Here is a 21,955-nt window from a genome sequence, read left to right as displayed (position 1 = left end):
CCCGCCGCACTCCGTTCCTCAGGCGCCGTTTTCGGCGCCTTTTTTCTGCATTTTTTTGCAATGAAAACTGCATGATTATGTACAATCGTCGCAGGCCGCCAAATCGGTTGAATGTTAATCTCACGACAGCGCCGCTGATGAAAGAAGCGCAATATCATAATTTTCTAATTATGAAATGAATCCTCTGGCGGCGCCGCAGCGGGGCAGTTACCCTGAATCGATAGGTTAATGGGATACGCGTTACATCAAGAAGAGAGCAAGCATGAAAGATTCACAAATCCGCATTGCGATTGCGGGCGCCGGCGGCCGGATGGGCCGTCAATTGATCCAGGCGGTGCAGCAGGCGGAAGGCGTGGTGTTGGGGGCGGCGCTGTCGCGCCCGGGATCGAGCCTGGTCGGCGTTGATGCCGGCGAGCTGGCGGGCATCGGCGCGCTGGGCGTCAAGGTGAGTGACAGTCTGGATAAAGTGGCGAGCGAGTTCGATATTTTGATCGACTTCACCCGTCCTGAAAGCACCCTGGGCTACCTGGAATTTTGCGTGGCGCACCATAAGGCGATGGTGATCGGCACCACCGGCTTCGATGACGCCGGCAAACAGGCGATCCGCGACGCGGCGCAGCATATCGGCATCGTGTTCGCCGCCAACTTCAGCGTCGGCGTCAATCTGGTGCTGAAACTGCTGGAGAAGGCCGCGCAGGTCATGGGCGACTATACCGATATCGAAATCGTTGAGGCGCACCACCGGCACAAAGTGGATGCGCCGTCGGGCACGGCGTTGGCCATGGGCGAAGCGATCGCCGGCGCGCTAGGGCGCGATCTGAAAAGCTGCGCGGTCTATGCGCGCGAAGGCCATACCGGCGAGCGCGATCCGAAGAGCATCGGCTTCGCCACCATTCGCGCCGGCGACATCGTCGGCGAGCACACCGCGATGTTCGCCGACATCGGCGAGCGGGTGGAAATCACCCACAAGGCCTCCAGCCGCATGACTTTCGCCAGCGGCGCGGTGCGCGCGGCTTCCTGGCTTCAGAGTCGGGATAAAGGTCTATTTGATATGCGTGACGTGCTGAGTTTAGACCGGATATAACTAAACTGAATACCATCGTGATGTGGTTGTGTTGATCATAATGCTATGATAATAGGGCAATAATTTTATTGTCCTTTTTTTTAACATGATAAATATCGTTTTGATGTTGTTTCCTTGTCAAGGCTGGTATTTGTTTATGTTTACCTTGCTAATTATCTGCTTTTTTTCCACCGTCGGCTTTTTTAGCGTCTTTTTTGGTCCATTCCGACGCCGTTTTCCGTCATTCCTCCCCGCAACCGTTTTCCAGCCCCGGTTTTCTGTGTTTTTATGGCAGCTCAAGCCGCTTGGGCATCGAGAACTGCAAAAATAAAACAAAAAATGGCGGTTTGGGTAGACAAGCGGAACACTCATCATTAAAATGCGCCCAATTTGCCAAAAATTGGCCTCGCGGACGGTTTTTGCATTGATTTAGATCGCGATATCTGAATTAATATGCAAATATTGTGATTGATTATTCCTCGGAGGATGTTTTGATAAAGTCAGCGCTATTGGTTCTGGAAGACGGAACCCAATTCCACGGTCGGGCCATCGGGGCAGAGGGAACGGCAGTGGGGGAAGTGGTCTTCAATACGTCGATGACCGGTTATCAAGAAATCCTCACTGATCCTTCCTATTCCCGCCAGATCGTTACTCTTACTTATCCTCATATCGGCAATGTCGGCACCAATGCTTCCGACGAAGAATCCTCCGCAGTACACGCCCAAGGCCTCGTCATTCGTGACCTCCCGCTGATCGCCAGCAACTACCGCAGTGAAGAAAGCCTGTCCGACTACCTCAAGCGTCACAACATCGTGGCGATCGCCGATATCGATACCCGTAAGTTGACTCGCCTGCTGCGCGAAAAAGGCGCCCAGAACGGCTGCATCGTCGCCGCCGATTCGCCGGATGCCGCGCTGGCTCTGGCCAAGGCGCAAGGCTTCCCGGGGTTGAAGGGCATGGATTTGGCGAAAGAGGTCACCACTCAAGAGGCCTACAGCTGGCAGCAAGGCAGCTGGACGCTTGAAGGCGACCTGCCGGAAGCCAAAACCACCGCGGAACTGCCGTTCCACGTGGTGGCTTACGACTACGGCGCCAAGCGCAACATCCTGCGCATGCTGGTGGATCGCGGCTGCCGCCTGACAGTGGTGCCGGCGCAGACCCCGGCCGACGAGGTGCTGAAAATGAATCCGGACGGCATCTTCCTGTCCAACGGCCCGGGCGACCCGGAGCCGTGCGACTACGCCATCGCCGCCATCAAGCAGTTCCTGGAAACCGACATTCCGGTGTTCGGCATCTGTCTGGGTCACCAGCTGCTGGCGCTGGCCAGCGGGGCGAAAACCATGAAGATGAAGCTCGGCCACCACGGCGGCAACCACCCGGTGAAGGATCTGGACAACAACACGGTGATGATCACCGCGCAGAACCACGGCTTCGCCGTCGATGAAAACGACCTGCCGGCGAATCTGCGCGTGACGCACAAATCGCTGTTCGACCACACGGTGCAGGGCATTCACCGCACCGACAAGGCGGCGTTCAGCTTCCAGGGGCACCCGGAAGCCAGCCCAGGCCCGCACGACGCCGCGCCGCTGTTCGATCACTTTATCGAACTGATTGAGACTTACCGTTCTAACGCCAAATAATCAGGAGCAGTAAAATGCCAAAACGTACAGACATAAAAAGCATCCTGATCCTCGGCGCTGGCCCGATTGTTATCGGCCAGGCGTGTGAGTTCGACTACTCGGGCGCCCAGGCGTGTAAAGCGCTGCGCGAAGAGGGCTACCGCGTCATTCTGGTCAACTCAAACCCGGCGACCATCATGACCGACCCGGAAATGGCCGATGCGACCTACATTGAGCCTATCCACTGGGAAGTGGTGCGCAAGATCATCGAAAAAGAGCGTCCGGATGCGGTTCTGCCGACCATGGGCGGCCAGACGGCGCTGAACTGCGCGCTGGAGCTGGAGCGTCAGGGCGTGCTGGCCGAGTTCGGCGTCACCATGATCGGCGCAACTGCCGATGCCATCGACAAGGCCGAAGACCGCCGCCGTTTCGACGTGGCGATGAAGAAAATCGGTTTGGATACCGCGCGTTCCGGCATCGCGCACACCATGGAAGAAGCGCTGGCGGTAGCCGCTGACGTCGGCTTCCCGTGCATCATCCGTCCTTCCTTTACCATGGGCGGCACCGGCGGCGGCATCGCCTACAACCGCGAAGAGTTCGAAGAGATCTGCGAACGCGGTCTGGACCTGTCGCCGACCAACGAGCTGCTGATCGACGAATCGCTGATCGGTTGGAAAGAGTACGAGATGGAAGTGGTGCGTGATAAGAACGACAACTGCATCATCGTTTGCTCCATCGAAAACTTCGACGCCATGGGCATCCACACCGGCGACTCGATCACCGTTGCGCCGGCCCAGACCCTGACCGATAAGGAATACCAAATCATGCGCAACGCCTCGATGGCGGTGCTGCGTGAGATCGGTGTTGAAACCGGCGGCTCCAACGTGCAGTTCTCGGTTAACCCGAAAACCGGCCGCCTGATCGTCATCGAGATGAACCCGCGCGTGTCGCGCTCTTCGGCGCTGGCGTCGAAAGCCACCGGCTTCCCGATCGCCAAGATCGCCGCCAAACTGGCGGTGGGCTATACCCTCGATGAGCTGATGAACGACATCACCGGCGGCCGCACCCCGGCGTCGTTCGAGCCGTCCATCGACTACGTCGTGACCAAGATCCCGCGCTTCAACTTCGAGAAGTTCGCCGGCGCCAACGATCGCCTGACTACCCAGATGAAGTCGGTCGGCGAAGTGATGGCCATCGGCCGCACTCAGCAGGAGTCGCTGCAGAAAGCGCTGCGCGGTCTGGAAGTGGGCGCCACCGGCTTCGATCCGAAAGTGAGCCTGGACGATCCGGAAGCGCTGACCAAAATCCGCCGCGAGCTGAAAGACGCCGGTTCCGACCGCATCTGGTACATCGCCGACGCCTTCCGCGCCGGTCTGTCGGTCGACGGCGTCTTCAACCTGACCAACGTCGATCGCTGGTTCCTGGTGCAGATTGAAGAGCTGGTGCGCCTGGAAGAGCAGGTAGCCGAAGCGGGCATCAACGGCCTGGACAAAGACTTCCTGCGCACGTTGAAGCGCAAGGGCTTCGCCGATGCGCGTCTGGCCAAGCTGGCCGGCGTCGCCGAGAGCGAAATTCGCAAGCTGCGCCACAGCCACGGCCTGCACCCGGTGTACAAGCGCGTGGATACCTGCGCGGCGGAATTCGCTACCGACACCGCCTACATGTACTCCACCTATGAAGAAGAGTGCGAGTCCAACCCGACCAACGACCGGCCGAAAGTGATGGTGCTGGGCGGCGGGCCGAACCGTATCGGCCAGGGCATCGAGTTCGACTACTGCTGCGTGCACGCTTCGCTGGCGCTGCGTGAAGATGGCTACGAGACCATCATGGTCAACTGCAACCCGGAAACCGTCTCCACCGACTACGACACCTCGGACCGCCTGTACTTTGAGCCGGTGACCCTGGAAGACGTGCTGGAAATCGTGCGCATCGAGAAACCGAAAGGCGTTATCGTGCAGTACGGCGGCCAGACCCCGCTGAAGCTGGCGCGCGAGCTGGAAGCCGCAGGCGTGCCGATCATCGGCACCAGCCCGGACGCCATCGACCGTGCCGAAGACCGCGAACGCTTCCAGCAGGCGGTCAACCGCCTGGGCCTGAAGCAGCCGGCCAACGCCACCGTCACCGCCATCGAGCAGGCGGTCGAGAAGGCGGCGGGCATCGGTTATCCGCTGGTGGTGCGTCCTTCCTACGTGCTGGGCGGCCGGGCGATGGAAATCGTCTATGACGAAACCGACCTGCGCCGCTACTTCCAGACCGCGGTCAGCGTGTCCAACGATGCGCCGGTGTTGCTGGACCGCTTCCTGGACGATGCGGTGGAGGTGGACGTCGATGCTATCTGCGACGGCGAGCGCGTGCTGATTGGCGGCATCATGGAGCACATCGAGCAGGCGGGCGTGCACTCCGGCGACTCCGCGTGTTCGCTGCCGGCGTACACCCTGAGCCAGGAAATTCAGGACGTGATGCGTCGCCAGGTGGAGAAACTGGCGTTCGAGCTGCAGGTGCGCGGCCTGATGAACGTGCAGTTCGCGGTGAAGGACAACGAAGTCTACCTGATTGAAGTCAACCCGCGCGCCGCGCGTACCGTGCCGTTCGTGTCCAAAGCGACCGGCGTGCCGCTGGCCAAAGTGGCCGCGCGCGTGATGGCGGGCAAAACGCTGGTTGAACAGGGCGTGACCGAAGAGATCATCCCGCCGTACTACTCGGTGAAAGAAGTGGTGCTGCCGTTCAACAAATTCCCGGGCGTCGACCCGATTTTGGGGCCGGAAATGCGCTCTACCGGGGAAGTGATGGGCGTGGGCCGCACCTTCGCGGAAGCCTTCTCCAAGGCGATGCTGGGCAGCAACTCGGGCATGAAGAAACAGGGCCGAGCGCTGCTGTCGGTGCGCGAAGGCGACAAGGCTCGCGTGGTCGATTTGGCCGCCAGCCTGCTGAAGCAGGGCTTTGAGCTGGACGCGACCCACGGCACCGCGGTGGTGCTGGGCGAAGCGGGCATCAACCCGCGCCTGGTCAACAAGGTGCACGAAGGGCGTCCGCACATTCAGGACCGTATCAAGAACGGCGAGTACACCTACATCGTCAACACCACGGCAGGCCGTCAGGCGATTGAGGACTCCAAGCTGATTCGCCGCAGCGCCCTGCAGTACAAGGTGCACTACGACACCACGCTGAACGGCGGCTTCGCCACCGCGATGGCGCTGAAAGCGGATCCGACCGAGCAGGTGACATCGGTGCAGGAAATGCACGCGCGTATTGGTAAGTAACCGCGCGCGAACGCTACGCCAGGGCGCTGCAGATGCAGCGCCCTTTTTTATTCAGTGAATTTGTAGGCTGGCGTTAAAAATTTCCGCTATCAATCAGTGGGCAAACTGTCACTCTGTGTGATTGGTATATGCTTGGTGTATTGGCAAGGAACGAAGGAACGACGATAACAATGATTCTGATAATTTATGCTCACCCGTATCCCCGGCATTCGCATGCCAATCACCGCCTGCTGCAGGCGGTGAGGGATCTTCCCGAGGTGGAGGTGCGCTCGCTGTATGAGCTGTACCCCGATTTCAATATCGACATCAACGCCGAGCAACAGGCGCTGGAGCGCGCCGACCTGGTGGTGCTGCAGCATCCGATGCAGTGGTACAGCTTCCCGCCGCTGTTGAAGCTGTGGATCGACAAAGTGCTGGAGCACGGCTGGGCCTATGGCCACGACGGCAACGCGCTGGTGGGCAAAGACTGCCTGTGGGCGGTGACCAGCGGCGGTGACGAGCACCATTTCGAACTGGGCGATTTTCCCAACTTCGCCGCGCTGGCGCAGCCGCTGCAGGCCACGGCGATTTATTGCGGCATGAACTGGCAGCCGTACTTCGCCCTGCACAACACCTTTACCTGCAACGAACCGGCGCTGATCGCCGCCGGGGAAGCCTACCGGCAGCGGTTGGTCGACTACCTGATGGAACATGCCGAAGCGGAAACCCGGGAGGCCAGCCATGGATAACCACCACATGATGATCGAGGGGCTGATCTATCTCGGTTCCGCCGCGCTGTTCGTGCCGATTGCGGTGCGCCTGGGGCTGGGTTCGGTGCTCGGTTACCTGATCGCCGGCTGCATTATCGGCCCCTGGGGGCTGAAGCTGGTGTCGGATGCCGAGTCTATCCTGACCTTCGCCGAGATCGGCGTGGTGCTGATGCTGTTTATCATCGGCCTGGAGCTGGATCCCAAACGGCTGTGGACGCTGCGCGCCTCGGTGTTCGGCGGCGGCAGCATTCAGATGGTGGGCTGCGGCCTGGCGCTGAGCGCCTTCTGCTACTTCCTCGGCCTCAACTGGAAGGTGGCGCTGCTGATCGGTTTGACGCTGGCGCTCTCATCGACCGCCATCGCCATGCAGGCGATGAGCGAACGCAATTTGACGCCGTCGCCGATCGGCCGCAGCGCGTTTGCGGTGTTGCTGTTCCAGGATATCGCGGCGATCCCGCTGGTGGCGATGATCCCGCTGCTGGCCAGCAGCGGCGCCACCACGACGCTGGGCGCTTTCGTACTGTCGGCGGCCAAAGTGGTGGGCGCGTTGACGATGGTGGTGCTGCTTGGCCGCTACGTCACCCGCCCGCTGCTGCACTTCGTCGCCCGTTCGGGCATGCGCGAGGTGTTCAGCGCCGTGGCGCTGTTCCTGGTGTTCGGCTTTGGCATCCTGCTGGAGATGGCCGGGTTGTCGATGGCGATGGGGGCGTTCCTCGCCGGGGTGCTGTTGGCGAGCTCGGAATACCGCCACGCGCTGGAGAGCGATATTCAGCCGTTCAAAGGGTTGCTGCTGGGGCTGTTTTTCATCGGCGTCGGCATGTCGATCGACTTCGGCACGCTGTTCCATCATCCGTTGCTGATCGCCTCGTTGCTGCTGGGCTTTATGCTTATCAAGGCGGCGTTGCTGTGGCTGATCGGCCCGCTGCTCGGGGTGCCGAAGCGCCAGCGCGGCCTGTTCGCCATTCTGCTGGGGCAGGGCAGTGAGTTCGCCTTCGTGATCTTCAGCGCCGCGCAGCTGGCCGGCGTCTTGCCGGTTGAATGGGCCAAGTCGCTGACGCTGGCGGTGGCGCTGTCGATGGCGGCCACCCCGCTGCTGTTGGTGATCGCCGCGCAGCTGGAGAAAAATGCGCCGAAAGAGGATCGCCCGGCTGATGTCATTGATGACGAGAACGCCAGCGTGATCATCGCCGGCTTCGGCCGTTTCGGCCAGATCGCCGGTCGTTTACTGTTGGCCAACGGTGTGCACACCGTGGTATTGGATCACGATCCGGACCATATCGAAACGCTGCGTAAATTTGACACCAAGGTGTTCTACGGCGACGCCACGCGCGCCGATCTGCTGGAGGCGGCCGGCGCCGCTCACGCCAAGGTGCTGATCAACGCCATCGACGATGTGGAGGACAGCCTGGCATTAACCGAGCTGGCCAGGCAGCACTTCCCGCATCTGAAAGTGGTGGCGCGGGCGCGCGACGTCGATCATTGGTATCAGTTGCGGCAGTTGGGGGTGGAAAAACCGGAGCGCGAAACCTTCGAAAGCTCGCTGCGCGTCGGCCGTGAAACGCTGGAGCTGCTGGGGCTGGACGCCTATGAGGCGCGCGAGAAAGCGGACACTTTCCGCCGCTATAACCTGAAGATGCTGGAAGATACGCTGGATAATTACCAAGATACTGAATTCCGTATCGCCAGCCTGCAGCGGGCCAAGGAGATGCTCAGCGCGGCCATCGAGCAGGATCAGAATCGGCTGGCGCGGGTGCAGCAGACCGGCTGGCGCGGCAGTATCGACGGCAAGGCGCCGGAAGACGAAGTGGTGGAAGCCAAAGGATAAGGGGAGGGGCGCCGTGATGGCGCCCCTTTTTTGCTTAGCTCAGCGCGACCTTGATGCCTAAGGCGATCAACATGCCGCCCAGCAATTTGTCGACGATCTTCTGCGTCTTTTCCAGCCCGCGGCGCACCGGCCCGCTCTGGATCAAAAACACCAGCAGCGGCCACCAGATGACCGACAGGCCGAGAATAATCCCCGCGTACCACAGCTTGTCACCCAGACCGGAATCGATCTGCAACACCTGGGTGAAGACCGCCAGGAAGAACAGGGTGGCTTTCGGGTTCAGCAGGTTGCACAGGTAGCCTTGCGCAAAGGCGCTCTTCAGGCTGACCTGTTGCTGCGGCAGATTGCTGACGTTCATTTTGCCGCCGCCGCGCGACAGCAGCGCCTGGATGCCGATCCACACCAGATAGACCGCCCCGGCGTATTTCAGCAGGTTGAACAGCCACGGCGTCGTGGTGATCACCACCGCCAGCCCGGCGACGCAGTAGGACATGTGGGTGGCGACGCCGCAGATCACGCCGAAGGCGGTCATCATGGCGGCCAGACGCGGGTAGCGGGCGGCGTTTTTGATCACCAGGAAAAAATCCGGGCCGGGGGAAAGCATGCCGAGGGCGGCAATGCCGGCGACGAACAGTGACGTTTCAAGCATGGGAGGTGTCTCGCGCAAAAGGCAGCATGTTGGCGATAATAACGCCGCTTCCTCTGATGCGCATCAACCCAATGAGGTATTGTTAGGCTCTATGATAATAATTCATCTATCGCCAGCAACGGAGCACCATGCAGCAGACTACCGCCACAGACAGGCCGGAACCGCACCGGCAACAGCGTGAAATCACCCGCTTGTGCATTCAATGCGCGCTGCTGCTGTTGCAGCACGGCGCCGAGAGCACGGTGGTGGAGCAGTTGTCCACCCGCCTGGGGTTGGCGCTGGGGATGGACAGCGTGGAAAGTTCAATCTCCGCCAATGCGGTGGTGTTGACCACCCTCAGCCACGGCGCCTGCCTGACCACGACCCGCAAGAATGTCGATCGCGGCATCAATATGCAGGTGGTGACGGAAGTGCAGCATATCGTGATCCTCGCCGAGCATCACCTGGCGGATACGCACGACGTGGCGCGGCGCTTCGAAAAGATCCGGCCGCTGCGCTATCCGCGCTGGCTGGTGGTGCTGATGGTGGGGTTGTCCTGCGGGTGTTTCAGCATGCTCAACGGCGGCGGCGGCGACGCCTTCCTGGTGACTTTTATCGCCAGCGGCGCGGCGATGCTGGTGCGCCAGATCCTCACCGCCCGCCATATGAATCCGCTGATCAATTTTTGCCTGACGGCGTTTGTCGCTACGTCGATATCCGGGCTGCTGCTGCGCCTGCCGGTGTTTAAAGAGACCTCGAGCGTGGCGATGGCCGCCAGCGTGCTGCTGCTGGTGCCGGGCTTCCCGCTGATCAACGCGGTGGCCGACATGTTCAAGGGACATGTCAACACCGGGCTGGCGCGCTGGGCGATGGCCAGCCTGTTGACGCTGGCGACCTGTATCGGCGTGGTGATGGCGATGTCGCTGTGGGATCTGCGGGGGTGGTCATGAGTCTGCTGTGGGCATTGTTGCAGGAGATGCTGTTGGCGGCGGTGCCGGCGCTGGGCTTCGCCATGGTGTTCAACGTGCCGCTGCGCGCGCTGCGCTATTGCGCGTTGCTTGGGGCAATCGGGCGCGGCTCGCGCATGCTGATGATGCACGTGGGCATGAACATCGAGTGGGCGTCGCTGCTGGCGGCGATCCTGATCGGCATCATCGGTATCTATTGGTCGCGCTGGCTGTTGGCGCATCCGAAGGTGTTCACCGTGGCGGCGGTGATCCCGATGTTCCCCGGCATTTCCGCCTATACCGCGATGATAACGGTGGTGGAGATCTCGCATCTGGGCTACAGCGAGGCTTTGATGGAGACCATGATCACCAACTTCCTCAAGGCCAGTTTCATCGTCGGCGCGTTGTCGATCGGCCTGTCGTTACCGGGCCTGTGGTTGTACCGCAAACGCCCCGGCGTGTGAAATTCCCCGGCAAAAGAACGTTGGTTATTAGATATGCTGATAAGAGCTATCTTATATATTCATCTTGCTTGATTAGCCTATCGACGGCACTCAGGCCTTTACGTATAGTGTCACCAATTTTGCTGCCTACACAGGGTTAAACAATGATTATCAGCCTGATCGCTGCCTTGGCGGCGGATCGCGTTATTGGCATGGAAAACGCCATGCCGTGGCACCTGCCGGCGGACCTTGCGTGGTTTAAACGCAACACGTTGAATAAGCCGGTTATTATGGGCCGCAAGACCTTCGAGTCCATCGGCCGCCCGCTGCCGGGCCGTCACAATATCGTTTTGAGCAGCCGCCCGGGCAATGCCGCCGGGGTGACCTGGGTGACCTCGCTGGATGAGGCGCTGGCCGCCGCGGGTGAGGTGGAAGAAGTAATGGTGATCGGCGGTGGGCGCATTTATACCCAGTTGCTGCCGCGCGCCGATCGCCTGTACCTGACACACATCGACGCCGAAGTCGGCGGCGATACTCACTTCCCGGATTACGAGCCGGACGAGTGGGAAACCACGTTCAGCGAATTCCACGACGCCGACGATCTGAACTCGCACAGCTACTGCTTCGAAATCCTGCAGCGCCGCTGATCTCAGCGCGTTAGCCAGTCATCCCCGGGGGCGCAAGCAATTGCGCCCCCGGTCTTTTTGCGCCGGTCATTCGTAACCTTTCCGTCACATTACCTGATTAGTATGAAGCCCAACTCCGAGCGCCACGGCAACTCTGGTGAATCTTGACCGCGGCGCCATAACTAAAAAGGTAACCACGTTATGACCAAGCAAATTGAGCAATTAGACGCCGACCGCCTGATCGATCCCACTCGCCGCAAGCTGCTGCTTGGCAGCGCCGGCGCCGTCGGCCTGGCCGGTTTTCTCGGCGGCGGCATCTGGTCGGTCTCCGCCGAGGCGTTAGCCGAGGATCTGCCGCCGAACACGCTGCTGGGCTTCCGGGGCATCGCCGCGTCTACCGCCGATGAAGTGACGATAGCGCCAGGCTACCGCGCCGAGGTGCTGATCTCCTGGGGCGAGCCACTGGTGGACGGCGCGCCGGCCTTCGATCCGCAGGGCAACAACAGCGCCGCCGATCAGGAAAAACAGTTTGGCGACAACAACGATGGCATGAGCTTTTTCCCTATCGATGACAATCACGGCGTGATGGCTATCAATAACGAATACGTTAACGAGCAGTACCTGTTCGCCCACGGCGGCGCCAAGGCCACCAGCCTGGAAGAGGTGCGCAAATCGCAGGCGGCGCACGGCGTCTCCATTGTCGCGGTCAAGCGGGTCGGCGACGGCCAGCGCTGGGAGGTGGAGCGCCCGTCGCGCTATAACCGCCGCATCACCGCCAACAGCGAGATGCAATTCAGCGGTCCGGCCGCCGGACATCCGCTGTTGCAGACCGCCGCCGATCCGAGCGGCCGCAAGGTGCTGGGCACCTTCGGCAACTGCGCCAACGGCAAGACGCCGTGGGGTACCTACCTGACCTGCGAGGAAAACTTCGACACCTATTTCGGCACCCGTCAGGCCGATTATCGAACCACGCCGGAACAGAAGCGCTACACGCTGAAGGCCAGCGAACCGGAACGCAACTGGCCGGACTATGACGAGCGTTTTGATGTGGCGAAGAATCCCAACGAATTCAACCGTCACGGCTGGATTGTCGAGATCGATCCGTTGAATCCGACCTCGACGCCCATCAAGCACACCGCGCTCGGCCGTTTCAAACATGAAAACGCGGCGGTGACCGTGGCCAAAGACGGCCGTCTGGTGGTGTATATGGGCGACGACGAGCGCGGCGAACATATCTATAAGTACGTCTCCAAAGGCGTGGTCGACGCCGCCAATCCGGCCAACAATCGCACGCTGCTGGACGAGGGGACGCTGTACGTGGCGCAGTTCGACGGCGATGAAGCCGGCACGCCGCTGAAGGGCAAAGGGCGCTGGATTGCGCTTGAGTTCGGCAAGAACGGCCTGACGCCGGAGAACGGTTTCCGCGATGAGGCCGAAGTGCTGATCTTCGCCCGCAAGGCGGCGCAGCAGGTCGGCGCCACCAAAATGGATCGCCCGGAGTGGATCGCGGTGAACCCGCATGACGGGCGCGCGTACTGCACGCTGACTAACAACAGCAAGCGCGGCGAGGAAGGGATGCCGTTGAACGCCGCCAACCCGCGACCGAACAATATCTACGGCCAAATCATTCGCTGGGACGAGGGCGGCGACGCCACCGCCGACGTCTTCGCCTGGGACATCTATGCGCTGTGCGGCAACCCGATTGCCCACCCCGAAGGCGTCAACCGCGGCACGCCGAACATCACGGCGGAAAACACCTTCAACAGCCCGGACGGGCTGGGTTTCGATCGCGCCGGCCGTCTGTGGATCCTCACCGACGGCAAGTACAGCAACAAGGGCGATTACGTCGGGCAGGGCAACAACCAGATGCTGGTGGGCGATCCGGTCAGCGGCGAGATCCGCCGTTTCATGGTGGGGCCGAAGTCCTGCGAACTGACCGGCATCACCTTCACCCCGGACTACAAGACGATGTTCGTCAACGTACAGCATCCCGGAGAAGAAGGCGATTCGCACTTCCCGAACAACAGCCCGCGCCCGCGTTCATCGGTGTTGATGATCACGCGTGAAGATGGCGGAGTGATTGGGGCGTAAGGCGGCAATACAGAACAAAGGCGGCCACCGGGCCGCCTTTATCGTTTCAGGATGCGGCTAATCTGCCGGCGTGGTCAGGCGCTTCGCCGCGATTGGCGGGCTGCGTGAAGTAACGGCGGTCTTCCCAGCGCAGCATCGTCAGATCGCCGCCCCAGCAGCAGCCGGTATCCAGCCCGATCACGCCCTCCGGCGTGCCCTTGCCTTCCAGCGAGGCCCAGTGGCCGAAGATGATAGTGTATTCCGGGTCCACCAGGCGCGGCAGCTCGAACCACGGTTTCAGCGGCGCCGGCGCGCTGCCCGGCGCATCTTTGCAGATCATGTCGAGCTGGCCGTTGGGGAAGCAGTAGCGCATGCGCGTCAGCGCATTGGTGCTGAAACGCAGACGCGCCAGGCCGCTCAGCTCCGGCGCCCAGTTGTTCGGCATGTCGCCGTACATGGCGTCGAGGAACAGCGGATAGCTGTCGCTGCTCAATACCGCCTCCACTTCGCGCGCGCACATTTTCGCGGTGTCGATGTCCCACTGCGGGGTGATGCCGGCGTGGGCCATCACCAGTTTTTGCTCATCATCCACCTGCAGCACCGGTTGGCGGCGCAGCCAGTTGATCAGCTCGTCGGCGTCCGGCGCTTCCAGCAGCGGCGTGATGCGATCTTTGGGTTTGTTGCGGCTGATGCCGGCGTAAACCGCCAGCAGGTGCAGATCGTGGTTGCCCAGCACCATGCGCACCGCCGGGCCGAGCGAGCGCACATAGCGCAGCACGTCCAGCGAGGCGGGGCCGCGCGCCACCAGATCGCCGGTCAGCCACAGTTGATCGCGCTCGGGATCGAACGCAACCTGAGCCAGCAGCGACTTCAGTTCATCGAAACAGCCGTGAACGTCGCCGATAAGGTATGTCGACATAATTAATGGATCAGCGTTGGAATGGCTAAGCGGAACACGGGAATAGCGGTGCGGAACGGCTGACCCTGATGGTCAACCATTTCGTAATGGCCTTCCATGGTGCCCAGCGGCGTTTCCAGAATGGCGCCGCTGGTGTACTGAAATTCTCCACCGGGCGGAATGACGGGCTGTTCGCCGATCACGCCTTCGCCCTGGACTTCGGTTTGGCGGCCGTTGCTGTTGGTGATCAGCCAGTAACGGCCCAGCAGTTGCACGTTGGTCCGCCCCAGATTGCGGATGGTAATGGTATAGGCGAAGACGTAACGCTCTTCTTCAGGGATCGACTGTGATTCCACATAGATGCTCTGAACCTGAATACACACGCGGGGCGAATCAATCATGACAACAACTCCTTATTGCTGCGGCGCCGGATTGGCTGACAGCCAGTTCGCCAGCTTGCAGTACTGCGCCACAGAAATATTCTCTGCTCTGAGCGAAGGATCGACGCCCAGCTCCGTCAGCTGCTCCGGCGTGAACAGATCGCCCAGGCTATTGCGGATGGTTTTCCGCCGCTGGTTGAACGCCTGCGTGGTGATGCGGCTCAGCATGCGCACGTCGCCCACCGGGTTCGGCAGCTCGGTGTGCGGGACCAGGCGCACCACGGCGGAATCGACCTTCGGCGGCGGCGCGAACGCGGTCGGCGGCACTTCCAGCACCGGGATGACGTTGCAGTAGTACTGCGCCATCACGGTCAAACGCCCGTAGGCCTTGCTGTTAGGGCCGGCCACCAGACGGTTGACCACCTCTTTCTGCAACATAAAGTGCATGTCGCGGATTGCCTGAGTATAGCTGAAAAGGTGGAACATCAGCGGCGTCGAAATATTGTACGGCAGGTTACCAAATACGCGCAGCGGTTGGCCAGCCTCCTCGGCCAGTTCGGCGAAATTCACCGTCATGGCGTCCTGCTGGCGGATGGTCAGCTTGTCTTTCAGCTGCGGGTGATTCTCCAGCCGAGTGGCCAGATCGCGGTCCAGTTCGATCACCGTCATGCGGTCCATGCGTGCGCCGACCGGTTCGGTCAAGGCGCCGAGGCCGGGGCCGATCTCGACCACCGCTTCGCCCGGCTGCGGGTGAATGGCGGAGACAATGCTATCGATGACAAACTGATCGGTTAAAAAGTTTTGTCCAAAGCGTTTGCGGGCAAAGTGCCCTTGGTGGACTCTGTTATTCATTACAATTAATTATCATTTTAATGGCGAGATTCAGGGCCGTTTGGAAACTGCCGACATCGGCGGTGCCGGTGCCGGCCAGTTCCAGAGCGGTACCGTGGTCGACCGAGGTGCGTATGAAAGGCAAACCGAGGGTGATATTCACCGCGCGGCCGAACCCTTGGTATTTTAGCACCGGCAGCCCCTGATCGTGATACATCGCCAGCACCGCATCGGCATCTTGCAGATATTTGGGCTGGAACAGGGTGTCCGCCGGCAGCGGGCCGACAAGATGGATACCGTCAGCGCGCAGCGCGTCGAGCGCCGGGATGATGGTGTCTATCTCTTCGCGCCCCATATGGCCGCCTTCCCCGGCGTGGGGATTCAGACCGCAGACGTAAATGTGCGGCTGGGCGATGCCAAATTTGGTTTTCAGATCGTGGTCGAGGATGCGAATGACTTCGAACAGGCTCTGCTGCGTGATGGCGCCCGGTACCGCCAGCAGCGGCAGGTGGGTGGTCGCCAGCGCCACGCGCAGCTCTTCGGTCGCGAGCATCATCACCACGCGATCGCAGCGGCTGCGATCGGCAAAGAATTCGGTATGGCCGATAAACGGCACGCCGGCGTCGTTGATCACGCCCTTGTTCACCGGGCCGGTGATCAAGGCGGCAAACTCGCCGTTCAGGCAGCCGTCACAGGCGCGCGCCAGGGTTTCCACCACGTAGGCACTGTTGCCGACGTTCAGTTCACCGGCGGTGACCGGCTGAGCGAGCGACACCGGCAGCACGGTCAGTGTGCCGGCGCGTTGCGCCTCGGCCGGCTGCTGCGGCTGGTAGTCGCGCAGCGTCAGCGGCAGGCCCAAACATTGGGCGCGTTCAAGCAACAGGGCCGGATCGGCGCACACCACCAGCTCAACAGGCCAATCCTGTTGCGCCAGGGCGGCTACCAAATCCGGCCCCACCCCGGCGGGTTCGCCGGGGGTAATGACGACGCGTTTATTGCTGCGCATCGCTGCCATCGAGGATCTTCACGTAAGCCTGGGCGCGCTGTTCCTGCATCCAGGTCTGCGCCTCTTCGGCGAACTTACGGTTGAACAGCATGCGGTAAGCGCGATCTTTCTGCGCGGCGTCGGTCTTATCCACCTGACGGGTATCCAGCAGCTGAATCAGGTGCCAACCGAAGGAAGAGTGCACCGGCGCGCTGATCTCACCTTTGCTCAGCTTGAGCAACGCATCGCGGAAGGCGGGATCGTAGATGTCCGGGGAAGCCCAGCCCAGATCGCCGCCCTGCATGGCGGAACCCGGATCCTGCGACAGCTGTTTGGCTTCGTCGGCGAATTTGGCGCGGCCGCTCTTGATGGCTTCCGCGACGGATTGCAGTTTGGCGCGCGCCTGGTCGTCGGTCAGCACCACCGAAGGTTTCAGCAGGATGTGACGAGCGTGCACTTCGGTGACCGACACCGACTGGCTGGCGCCGCGGATGTCGTTGACTTTCAGGATGTGGAAGCCTACGCCGGAACGGATTGGGCCGACGACGTCGCCTTTCTTGGCGCTGACCAGGCGTTCAGCGAACAGGGTCGGGATCTCTTGCAGCTTGCCCCAGCCCATGTTGCCGCCTTTCAGCGCCTGAGAGTCGGCGGAGTAGGTGATCGCCAGCTTGCCGAAGTCGGCGCCGCTGTTGATCTCGCCCACCAGGCGTTTGGCCAGCTCTTCGGCTTTGTCGACCTGCTGCTGCGACGGGTTCTCCGGCAGCGGGATCAGGATGTGGCTGATGTTCATTTCGGTGTCGCTGCCGTTCTGCGCGCCCACCTGTTTGGCCAGCGCATCCACTTCCTGCGGCAGGATGGTGACGCGGCGGCGCACTTCGTTGTTGCGCACTTCGGAGATCAGCATCTCTTTGCGGATCTGCGCGCGGTAGGTGTTGTAGTTCAGCCCTTCGTACGACAGGCGGCTGCGCAGCTGATCGACGCTCATGCGGTTCTGCGCGGCGATGTTGGCGATCGCTTTGTCCAGATCGGCGTCGGAGACGGTGATGCCCATTTTCTTGGCCATCTGCAGCTGGATGTTATCCATGATCAGGCGTTCGATGATCTGATGGCGCAGCGTCTTGTCGTCCGGCAGTTGCTGACCAGCCTGCTGGGCGTTGAGCTTCACCGACTGCAACAGTCCGTTGACGTCGCTTTCGAGTACCACGCCGTTATCCACGACGGCGGCGACTTTATCCACTTCTTGGGGTGCTGCGAACGCGGCATTGGCGCAAACCACCAATCCGAGAATAAGCGTTCTCCAGTTCTTCATACATTTCCCATTATGTAATCCGCAAATGCGGGTGAAAGTTCTCGTTTTCAAAGTGTTGCAAAGCGTCAGAATGCGCGCTGATACGGCAGAATGCCGGAGCGCAGCATTTCTGCGGAGCCGAGACTATGATCGCTGCTCAGGCCGCGCAGTTCGACGTTGAACGAAACTCTGTTGTCGTAAACGCTGGTATTGTTGCTGTTGTTCCAGTCGGTGATCTTGCGCTCATAGCCCAGCGTCACCGCCCAGCAGCAGGTGTTGTACTTCAGCCCCACCAGCTGATCGGCGGATTGTTTGGCGCGGGTGTCGTAGTAGTACGCCCCGACCACCGCCCAACGATCGGCGATCGGCCAGCTGCCGGTGATGCCCACCTGCGAGATGCCGTCCTGGAAGGCCGGAACCGTTTTGGTGTTCAACGCCGTCTGGATATATTCCGGCGTGGCGTAACGGTAGTTCAGCTGCACTACGCGCTCGGCATCCTGGCGGTATTCCACCACGCCGTTGCCCAGCGAGACGCTGTTCAGGCGGGTGTCGTACTGCAGGCCGCCGCGCAGGCCCCAACGATCGTCGATTTTCCAATAGGTATCGCCGGCCCAGGCCACGCTGCCGGTATCGTCGTTGTTGTCGTACCCGGTTACCCGATCGCCGGTGCGCGAACGGCTGAAGTAGTAGATTTGACCCACGGAAGCGTTAAAACGTTCAACCAGCGCGTCATCATAAATTCGGGTGGTCAAACCGGTAGACACGCGGTTCTGCGAAGCGATGCGATCCAGGCCGCTGTAGGTGCGATCGCGGAACAGGCCGGAGTAGTCGGTCTGCAGCAGCGTGGTGTCGTAGGTGTAGATGTTGCTCTGGTCGCGGTACGGCACGTACAGGTACTGCACGCGCGGCTCCAGCGTCTGGGTGGCGCCTTCGGCCCAGATCATCGGCCGCTCGAACACCAGCTTGCCGTCGACTTTGAACTGCGGCAGTACGCGGTTGACCGAATCATCGAGCTCCGGCGCGGCAGCGTTTTTGCGGCTCTGGTAGTTGGCGGCGAAACCGTCAGGAATATCCTGCTGGTAATGGGTCGCCATCACCTTGGCTTCGGTGTTCAGGCTGGCCCAGCCGTTGGTGAGCGGCAGACTCAGCGTCGGTTCCATATGCAGACGGGTGGCGTCCGGGCTGTATGGGTTGACGCTGGTGAACTTGGCCGCCTGGCCGTAAATATGGAAGTCGAACGGACCGAGGTCGTTCTTGTAGTAGTTCAGATCCAGCTGCGGCTGGACTTTATACGAGTCCGACTGTGAGCGATCGGTATCGTCGTAAATCTGGAACTGCTTGGAGCTCAGCGTGGCGTTCCAGTTTTCGTTGGCGTAGCCGAGGCTGAATTTCTGCGTGGCGTAGCCGTCGGTGGTGGAGCCGTATTTGGAGTCCAGATCGGTGAAGTACTTGGAATCGCTGACCTTGGTGTAATCGACGTTGAAGCGCCACACCTGATCCATAACGCCGTTGTGGTTCCAGTAGAACAGCCAGCGTTTGTTGTCGTCATGATCTTTGCCGTATTCCTTATCGTCCGGCAACCAGTCGAACTCCATCAGGCCGAGGCCCGGCTGCACCAGATAACGGAACTCGGTCTGCCACTGCAGGCCGCGCTTGGACATATAGTGCGGGGTAATGGTGGCGTCGTAGTTCGGCGCGATGTTCCAGTAATACGGCAACATGAACTCGAAGCCGTTGTTGCTGCCGTACTTGGCGTTCGGGATCAGGAAGCCGGAACGGCGCTTGTCGCCGACCGGCAGCTGCAGGTACGGGCTGTAGAACACCGGCACGCCGCCGATGCGGAAGCGGGCGTTCCATATTTCCGCCACCTGCTCTTCGCGATCGTGGATCACTTCGGAACCGACCACGCTCCAGCTGTCGTCGCCCGGCAGACAGGAGGTAAAGGTGCCGTTTTCCAGGATGGTGTAACGGTTGGCGCCGCGCATTTTCATCTTGTCGGCGTCGCCGCGTCCCTGACGGCCTACCATCTGGTAGTCGCCTTCATAGACGTCGGTATCTTTGGTATTCAGGTTAGACCAGGCCTTCGGGCCTTTCAGTTTGATCTGATTGTCGCTGTAGTGCACGTCGCCGGTGGCGGTGACGGTACGCACCGGTTCCGTCTGGCCGGGGTTTTGCGTCTGATTCAGCTCAACTTCTTTGGCGGTCAGGGTGCTGTTGCCCTGCTCGATATGCACGTTGCCGCTGAACAGGGCGCTTTTCGGGTAGTCGGCGCGCGAGTCATCGGCATTGATGGTCACCGGCTGGCTGTTCGGATCGCCGCTGACCAAAGGCTTGTCGTAAACAGGAACGCCAAGCATGCATTGCTCGGCCAGATCAGCCAGCGCATGCTGACTGTAGAGTGCCGTCCAAATCATCGTGGCCAGCAGTGTTGGGAAACTTTTTTTCATACGCGGTTTTGGTGTTCCGTCATCAGAGGCGTCGTGTCCGGCAAACGGTCAGAGACTATATTACTCATCTGCGTTGCGCTAGTGCTAAATCCAGCCGTTTACTTGCGTCGTCGTTAGGCGCAAAGATAAATGACAGGTATGATAATCCAAATTCTAGGAAAAATCGCCTGCGCCCTTTCCTGAAACGGAGGAGAGCGGGCGGCTTTCGGCATGATAATTGAGGAGTATATGCAGTATTGGGGAAAACTGCTCGGCGTCATCGTCGCCATCTGGTCTGGCGCGGGATTCTGGGGTGTAGTTCTGGGGCTGATTATCGGTCATATGATCGATACGGCGCGCAGCAACAAGCGCAGCCGGGGGTTTTTCACCGACCAGCAAACGCGGCAAACGCTGTTTTTCCGCACCACTTTTCAGGTTATGGGCCACCTGACCAAATCCAAAGGACGCGTCACCGAGGCGGATATCCAGATCGCCAGCCTGTTCATGGATCGCCTGCAGCTGCACGGCGAAGCCCGCACTGCGGCGCAGCAGGCGTTCCGCGAGGGCAAACAGAGCCAGTTCCCGCTGCGTGAGACGCTGCAGCAGTTCCGCAGCATCTGTTTCGGCCGCTTCGATCTGATTCGGATGTTTCTGGAAATTCAGATTCAGGCGGCGTTCGCCGACGGCTCGCTGCACCCGAACGAACGTCAGGTGCTGTATGTCATCGCCGAAGAGCTGGGCATTTCGCGCGCGCAGTTCGATCAGTTCCTCAGCATGATGGAGGGCGGGCGTCAGTTCGGCGGCGGTCAGCAGGGCGGGTATTCGCAAGGCGGTTATCAGCAGGCTCAGCGCGGCCCGACGCTCGACGATGCGTGCAAGGTGCTCGGCGTGCGCAGCAGCGACGATGCCGCCACCATCAAACGCGCCTACCGCAAGCTGATGAGCGAACACCATCCGGATAAGCTGGTGGCGAAAGGCTTGCCGCCGGAGATGATGGAAATGGCCAAGCAGAAAGCGCAGGAGATCCAGGCGGCGTACGACCTGATCAAACGCGAGAAAGGTTTTAAATAACGATACCCGTCATACTTCGAGCTGCAGGTGTGTTGGCTGCCCGCGCTTACCCCGGTCACGTACTTTTTGTACGCTCCCGGGGCTGCGCTTAGTTGCCGCCTTCCTGCAACTCGAATTATTTAGGGCATCCCAGGGTGATGAGCTCAGAAATCCGGCTCGGCGCGAAAGTGCATCGGCGTCTGGAAGGCGGGGTGGGTGATGCGCAGCTCTTGCGCATGCAGCTGCAGCCGCGGCGCCATCGCTTTGGCCTCCGGCGGGGCGTAGAAACCGTCACCGAGGATCGGGTGTCCCAGCGCCAGCATGTGCACCCGCAGCTGATGCGAGCGGCCGGTGATCGGCGTCAGCTTCACGCGGGTGCTGCCGTCGGCATCGCGCGACAGCACCAGATATTCCGTCTGCGCCGCTTTGCCGGTGTCAAAACACACCTTTTGCAGCGGCCGGTTCGGCCAGTCGCAGATCAGCGGCAAATCCACCAACCCTTCGTCATGCGCCATATGCCCCCAAACGCGGGCGATATAGGATTTCTTCGGTTCGCGTTCGCGAAACTGACGTTTCAGTTCACGCTCGGCGGCCTTGTTGAGCGCCACCACGATCACCCCGCTGGTGGCCATATCCAGCCGGTGCACCGATTCGGCGGCCGGATGATCGGCCTGAATGCGGGTCATCAGGCTGTCTTTGTTTTCCGGCGCGCGGCCGGGCACCGACAACAAGCCGCTGGGCTTGTTGACCACCATGATGTGTTCATCCTGATACAGGATGTGCAGCGGGTCCTGCGGGGGATTGTAGGGTTCCATCTTGGCTCCGCGAAAAGGGCCGAACGGGGAGGCAACCACCTCCCCGCGTCGC

18 protein-coding genes are annotated in these 21,955 nt (G+C 60.8%); 10 read left to right on the top strand and 8 right to left on the bottom strand.

Annotation, left to right across the window (positions count from 1 at the left end; all coding sequences use genetic code 11):
- The first annotated feature begins 262 nt into the window (after positions 1-262).
- From dapB to kefC, 5 genes are all read left to right on the top strand, one after another.
- Positions 263-1,084: a 4-hydroxy-tetrahydrodipicolinate reductase gene (gene dapB, locus ACSBQS_RS14875; RefSeq protein ID WP_033651691.1), complete on the top strand. Its 822-nt coding sequence runs from the start codon at positions 263-265 to the stop codon at positions 1,082-1,084.
- 470 nt (positions 1,085-1,554) lie between these two features.
- Positions 1,555-2,703, top strand: coding sequence for a glutamine-hydrolyzing carbamoyl-phosphate synthase small subunit (gene carA / locus ACSBQS_RS14870; protein WP_071845094.1), 1,149 nt, complete (start codon positions 1,555-1,557; stop codon positions 2,701-2,703).
- Positions 2,704-2,717: 14 nt separating this feature from the next.
- Positions 2,718-5,942 carry a carbamoyl-phosphate synthase large subunit gene (gene carB, locus ACSBQS_RS14865; RefSeq protein ID WP_025301533.1) on the top strand — a complete coding sequence of 1,075 codons (3,225 nt, stop codon included), beginning with the start codon at positions 2,718-2,720 and terminating at the stop codon, positions 5,940-5,942.
- 170 nt (positions 5,943-6,112) lie between these two features.
- A complete protein-coding gene (kefF, locus tag ACSBQS_RS14860) occupies positions 6,113-6,670 on the top strand; it encodes a glutathione-regulated potassium-efflux system oxidoreductase KefF (RefSeq protein WP_047025189.1) in 558 nt (185 codons plus the stop codon).
- On the top strand, positions 6,663-8,516 hold the full coding sequence (kefC, locus tag ACSBQS_RS14855; RefSeq protein ID WP_033651689.1) for a glutathione-regulated potassium-efflux system protein KefC: 1,854 nt from the start codon (positions 6,663-6,665) through the stop codon (positions 8,514-8,516). The genes kefF and kefC overlap by 8 nt, the downstream gene beginning before the upstream one ends.
- A 34-nt stretch (positions 8,517-8,550) precedes the next feature.
- On the opposite strand, the gene ACSBQS_RS14850 is transcribed toward kefC, so the two are convergent.
- Positions 8,551-9,165, bottom strand: a complete 615-nt coding sequence (locus ACSBQS_RS14850) for a LysE family translocator (protein ID WP_015376619.1) — start codon at positions 9,163-9,165, stop codon at positions 8,551-8,553.
- Between the two features lie 128 nt (positions 9,166-9,293).
- Here ACSBQS_RS14850 and ACSBQS_RS14845 point away from each other — a divergent pair, with 128 nt between their 5' ends.
- The 4 genes from ACSBQS_RS14845 to ACSBQS_RS14830 all read left to right on the top strand — a co-directional run bounded on the left by ACSBQS_RS14845 (position 9,294) and on the right by ACSBQS_RS14830 (position 13,251).
- Positions 9,294-10,094, top strand: a complete 801-nt coding sequence (locus tag ACSBQS_RS14845) for a threonine/serine ThrE exporter family protein (protein ID WP_033641829.1) — start codon at positions 9,294-9,296, stop codon at positions 10,092-10,094.
- Positions 10,091-10,555, top strand: coding sequence for a threonine/serine exporter (locus ACSBQS_RS14840; protein ID WP_033651687.1), 465 nt, complete (start codon positions 10,091-10,093; stop codon positions 10,553-10,555). The genes ACSBQS_RS14845 and ACSBQS_RS14840 overlap by 4 nt, the downstream gene beginning before the upstream one ends.
- Before the next feature lie 143 nt (positions 10,556-10,698).
- Positions 10,699-11,181 carry a type 3 dihydrofolate reductase gene (folA, locus tag ACSBQS_RS14835; protein WP_033637073.1) on the top strand — a complete coding sequence of 161 codons (483 nt, stop codon included), beginning with the start codon at positions 10,699-10,701 and terminating at the stop codon, positions 11,179-11,181.
- A 180-nt stretch (positions 11,182-11,361) separates the two neighbouring features.
- Complete coding sequence (locus ACSBQS_RS14830; RefSeq protein ID WP_042783673.1) at positions 11,362-13,251, top strand: PhoX family protein; 1,890 nt, start codon at positions 11,362-11,364, stop codon at positions 13,249-13,251.
- A gap of 46 nt (positions 13,252-13,297) precedes the next feature.
- Here ACSBQS_RS14830 and apaH read toward each other — a convergent pair whose 3' ends face one another.
- The 6 genes from apaH to lptD form a co-directional block, all read right to left on the bottom strand.
- Complete coding sequence (apaH, locus tag ACSBQS_RS14825) at positions 13,298-14,149, bottom strand: bis(5'-nucleosyl)-tetraphosphatase (symmetrical) ApaH (RefSeq protein ID WP_033641832.1); 852 nt, start codon at positions 14,147-14,149, stop codon at positions 13,298-13,300.
- A gap of 2 nt (positions 14,150-14,151) precedes the next feature.
- Complete coding sequence (gene apaG, locus ACSBQS_RS14820) at positions 14,152-14,529, bottom strand: Co2+/Mg2+ efflux protein ApaG (RefSeq protein ID WP_015376624.1); 378 nt, start codon at positions 14,527-14,529, stop codon at positions 14,152-14,154.
- Positions 14,530-14,541: 12 nt separating this feature from the next.
- Positions 14,542-15,360: a 16S rRNA (adenine(1518)-N(6)/adenine(1519)-N(6))-dimethyltransferase RsmA gene (gene rsmA, locus ACSBQS_RS14815; protein ID WP_033641833.1), complete on the bottom strand. Its 819-nt coding sequence runs from the start codon at positions 15,358-15,360 to the stop codon at positions 14,542-14,544.
- Positions 15,353-16,345 carry a 4-hydroxythreonine-4-phosphate dehydrogenase PdxA gene (gene pdxA / locus ACSBQS_RS14810; protein ID WP_089192563.1) on the bottom strand — a complete coding sequence of 331 codons (993 nt, stop codon included), beginning with the start codon at positions 16,343-16,345 and terminating at the stop codon, positions 15,353-15,355. Before pdxA ends, rsmA begins: the two co-directional genes overlap by 8 nt.
- A complete protein-coding gene (gene surA, locus ACSBQS_RS14805) occupies positions 16,332-17,633 on the bottom strand; it encodes a peptidylprolyl isomerase SurA (protein ID WP_033641834.1) in 1,302 nt (433 codons plus the stop codon). The genes pdxA and surA overlap by 14 nt, the downstream gene beginning before the upstream one ends.
- Positions 17,634-17,698: 65 nt before the next feature.
- Entirely contained in the window at positions 17,699-20,059 is a 2,361-nt protein-coding gene (gene lptD, locus ACSBQS_RS14800) for an LPS assembly protein LptD (RefSeq protein WP_021505352.1), read from the bottom strand.
- A 228-nt stretch (positions 20,060-20,287) separates the two neighbouring features.
- Between lptD and djlA the strand changes: the two genes are divergently transcribed.
- Positions 20,288-21,109 carry a co-chaperone DjlA gene (gene djlA / locus ACSBQS_RS14795; protein ID WP_025301546.1) on the top strand — a complete coding sequence of 274 codons (822 nt, stop codon included), beginning with the start codon at positions 20,288-20,290 and terminating at the stop codon, positions 21,107-21,109.
- Positions 21,110-21,252: 143 nt separating this feature from the next.
- On the opposite strand, the gene rluA is transcribed toward djlA, so the two are convergent.
- Entirely contained in the window at positions 21,253-21,903 is a 651-nt protein-coding gene (gene rluA / locus ACSBQS_RS14790; RefSeq protein ID WP_033641835.1) for a bifunctional tRNA pseudouridine(32) synthase/23S rRNA pseudouridine(746) synthase RluA, read from the bottom strand.
- Positions 21,904-21,955 lie beyond the last annotated feature (52 nt).

Source organism: Serratia sp. H402Y (assembly GCF_051172415.1).
GTDB classification, from domain to species: Bacteria; Pseudomonadota; Gammaproteobacteria; order Enterobacterales; family Enterobacteriaceae; genus Serratia; species Serratia ureilytica.
Note: the sequence above shows the minus strand (reverse complement) of the source record. Positions and strands in the feature narration are given on the sequence as shown.

What these genes read in the sequence shown, in the direction of transcription:
- ACSBQS_RS14830 (WP_042783673.1), top strand. Translation starts at nt 11,362, where the DNA reads ATGACCAAGCAAATTGAGCAATTAGACGCCGACCGCCTGATCGATCCC.
- ACSBQS_RS14850 (WP_015376619.1), bottom strand. Translation starts at nt 9,165, where the DNA reads ATGCTTGAAACGTCACTGTTCGTCGCCGGCATTGCCGCCCTCGGCATG.
- apaH (WP_033641832.1), bottom strand. Translation starts at nt 14,149, where the DNA reads ATGTCGACATACCTTATCGGCGACGTTCACGGCTGTTTCGATGAACTG.
- lptD (WP_021505352.1), bottom strand. Translation starts at nt 20,059, where the DNA reads ATGAAAAAAAGTTTCCCAACACTGCTGGCCACGATGATTTGGACGGCA.
- pdxA (WP_089192563.1), bottom strand. Translation starts at nt 16,345, where the DNA reads ATGCGCAGCAATAAACGCGTCGTCATTACCCCCGGCGAACCCGCCGGG.
- kefC (WP_033651689.1), top strand. Translation starts at nt 6,663, where the DNA reads ATGGATAACCACCACATGATGATCGAGGGGCTGATCTATCTCGGTTCC.
- ACSBQS_RS14840 (WP_033651687.1), top strand. Translation starts at nt 10,091, where the DNA reads ATGAGTCTGCTGTGGGCATTGTTGCAGGAGATGCTGTTGGCGGCGGTG.
- djlA (WP_025301546.1), top strand. Translation starts at nt 20,288, where the DNA reads ATGCAGTATTGGGGAAAACTGCTCGGCGTCATCGTCGCCATCTGGTCT.
- kefF (WP_047025189.1), top strand. Translation starts at nt 6,113, where the DNA reads ATGATTCTGATAATTTATGCTCACCCGTATCCCCGGCATTCGCATGCC.
- surA (WP_033641834.1), bottom strand. Translation starts at nt 17,633, where the DNA reads ATGAAGAACTGGAGAACGCTTATTCTCGGATTGGTGGTTTGCGCCAAT.
- folA (WP_033637073.1), top strand. Translation starts at nt 10,699, where the DNA reads ATGATTATCAGCCTGATCGCTGCCTTGGCGGCGGATCGCGTTATTGGC.
- dapB (WP_033651691.1), top strand. Translation starts at nt 263, where the DNA reads ATGAAAGATTCACAAATCCGCATTGCGATTGCGGGCGCCGGCGGCCGG.
- carB (WP_025301533.1), top strand. Translation starts at nt 2,718, where the DNA reads ATGCCAAAACGTACAGACATAAAAAGCATCCTGATCCTCGGCGCTGGC.
- ACSBQS_RS14845 (WP_033641829.1), top strand. Translation starts at nt 9,294, where the DNA reads ATGCAGCAGACTACCGCCACAGACAGGCCGGAACCGCACCGGCAACAG.
- rsmA (WP_033641833.1), bottom strand. Translation starts at nt 15,360, where the DNA reads ATGAATAACAGAGTCCACCAAGGGCACTTTGCCCGCAAACGCTTTGGA.
- apaG (WP_015376624.1), bottom strand. Translation starts at nt 14,529, where the DNA reads ATGATTGATTCGCCCCGCGTGTGTATTCAGGTTCAGAGCATCTATGTG.
- rluA (WP_033641835.1), bottom strand. Translation starts at nt 21,903, where the DNA reads ATGGAACCCTACAATCCCCCGCAGGACCCGCTGCACATCCTGTATCAG.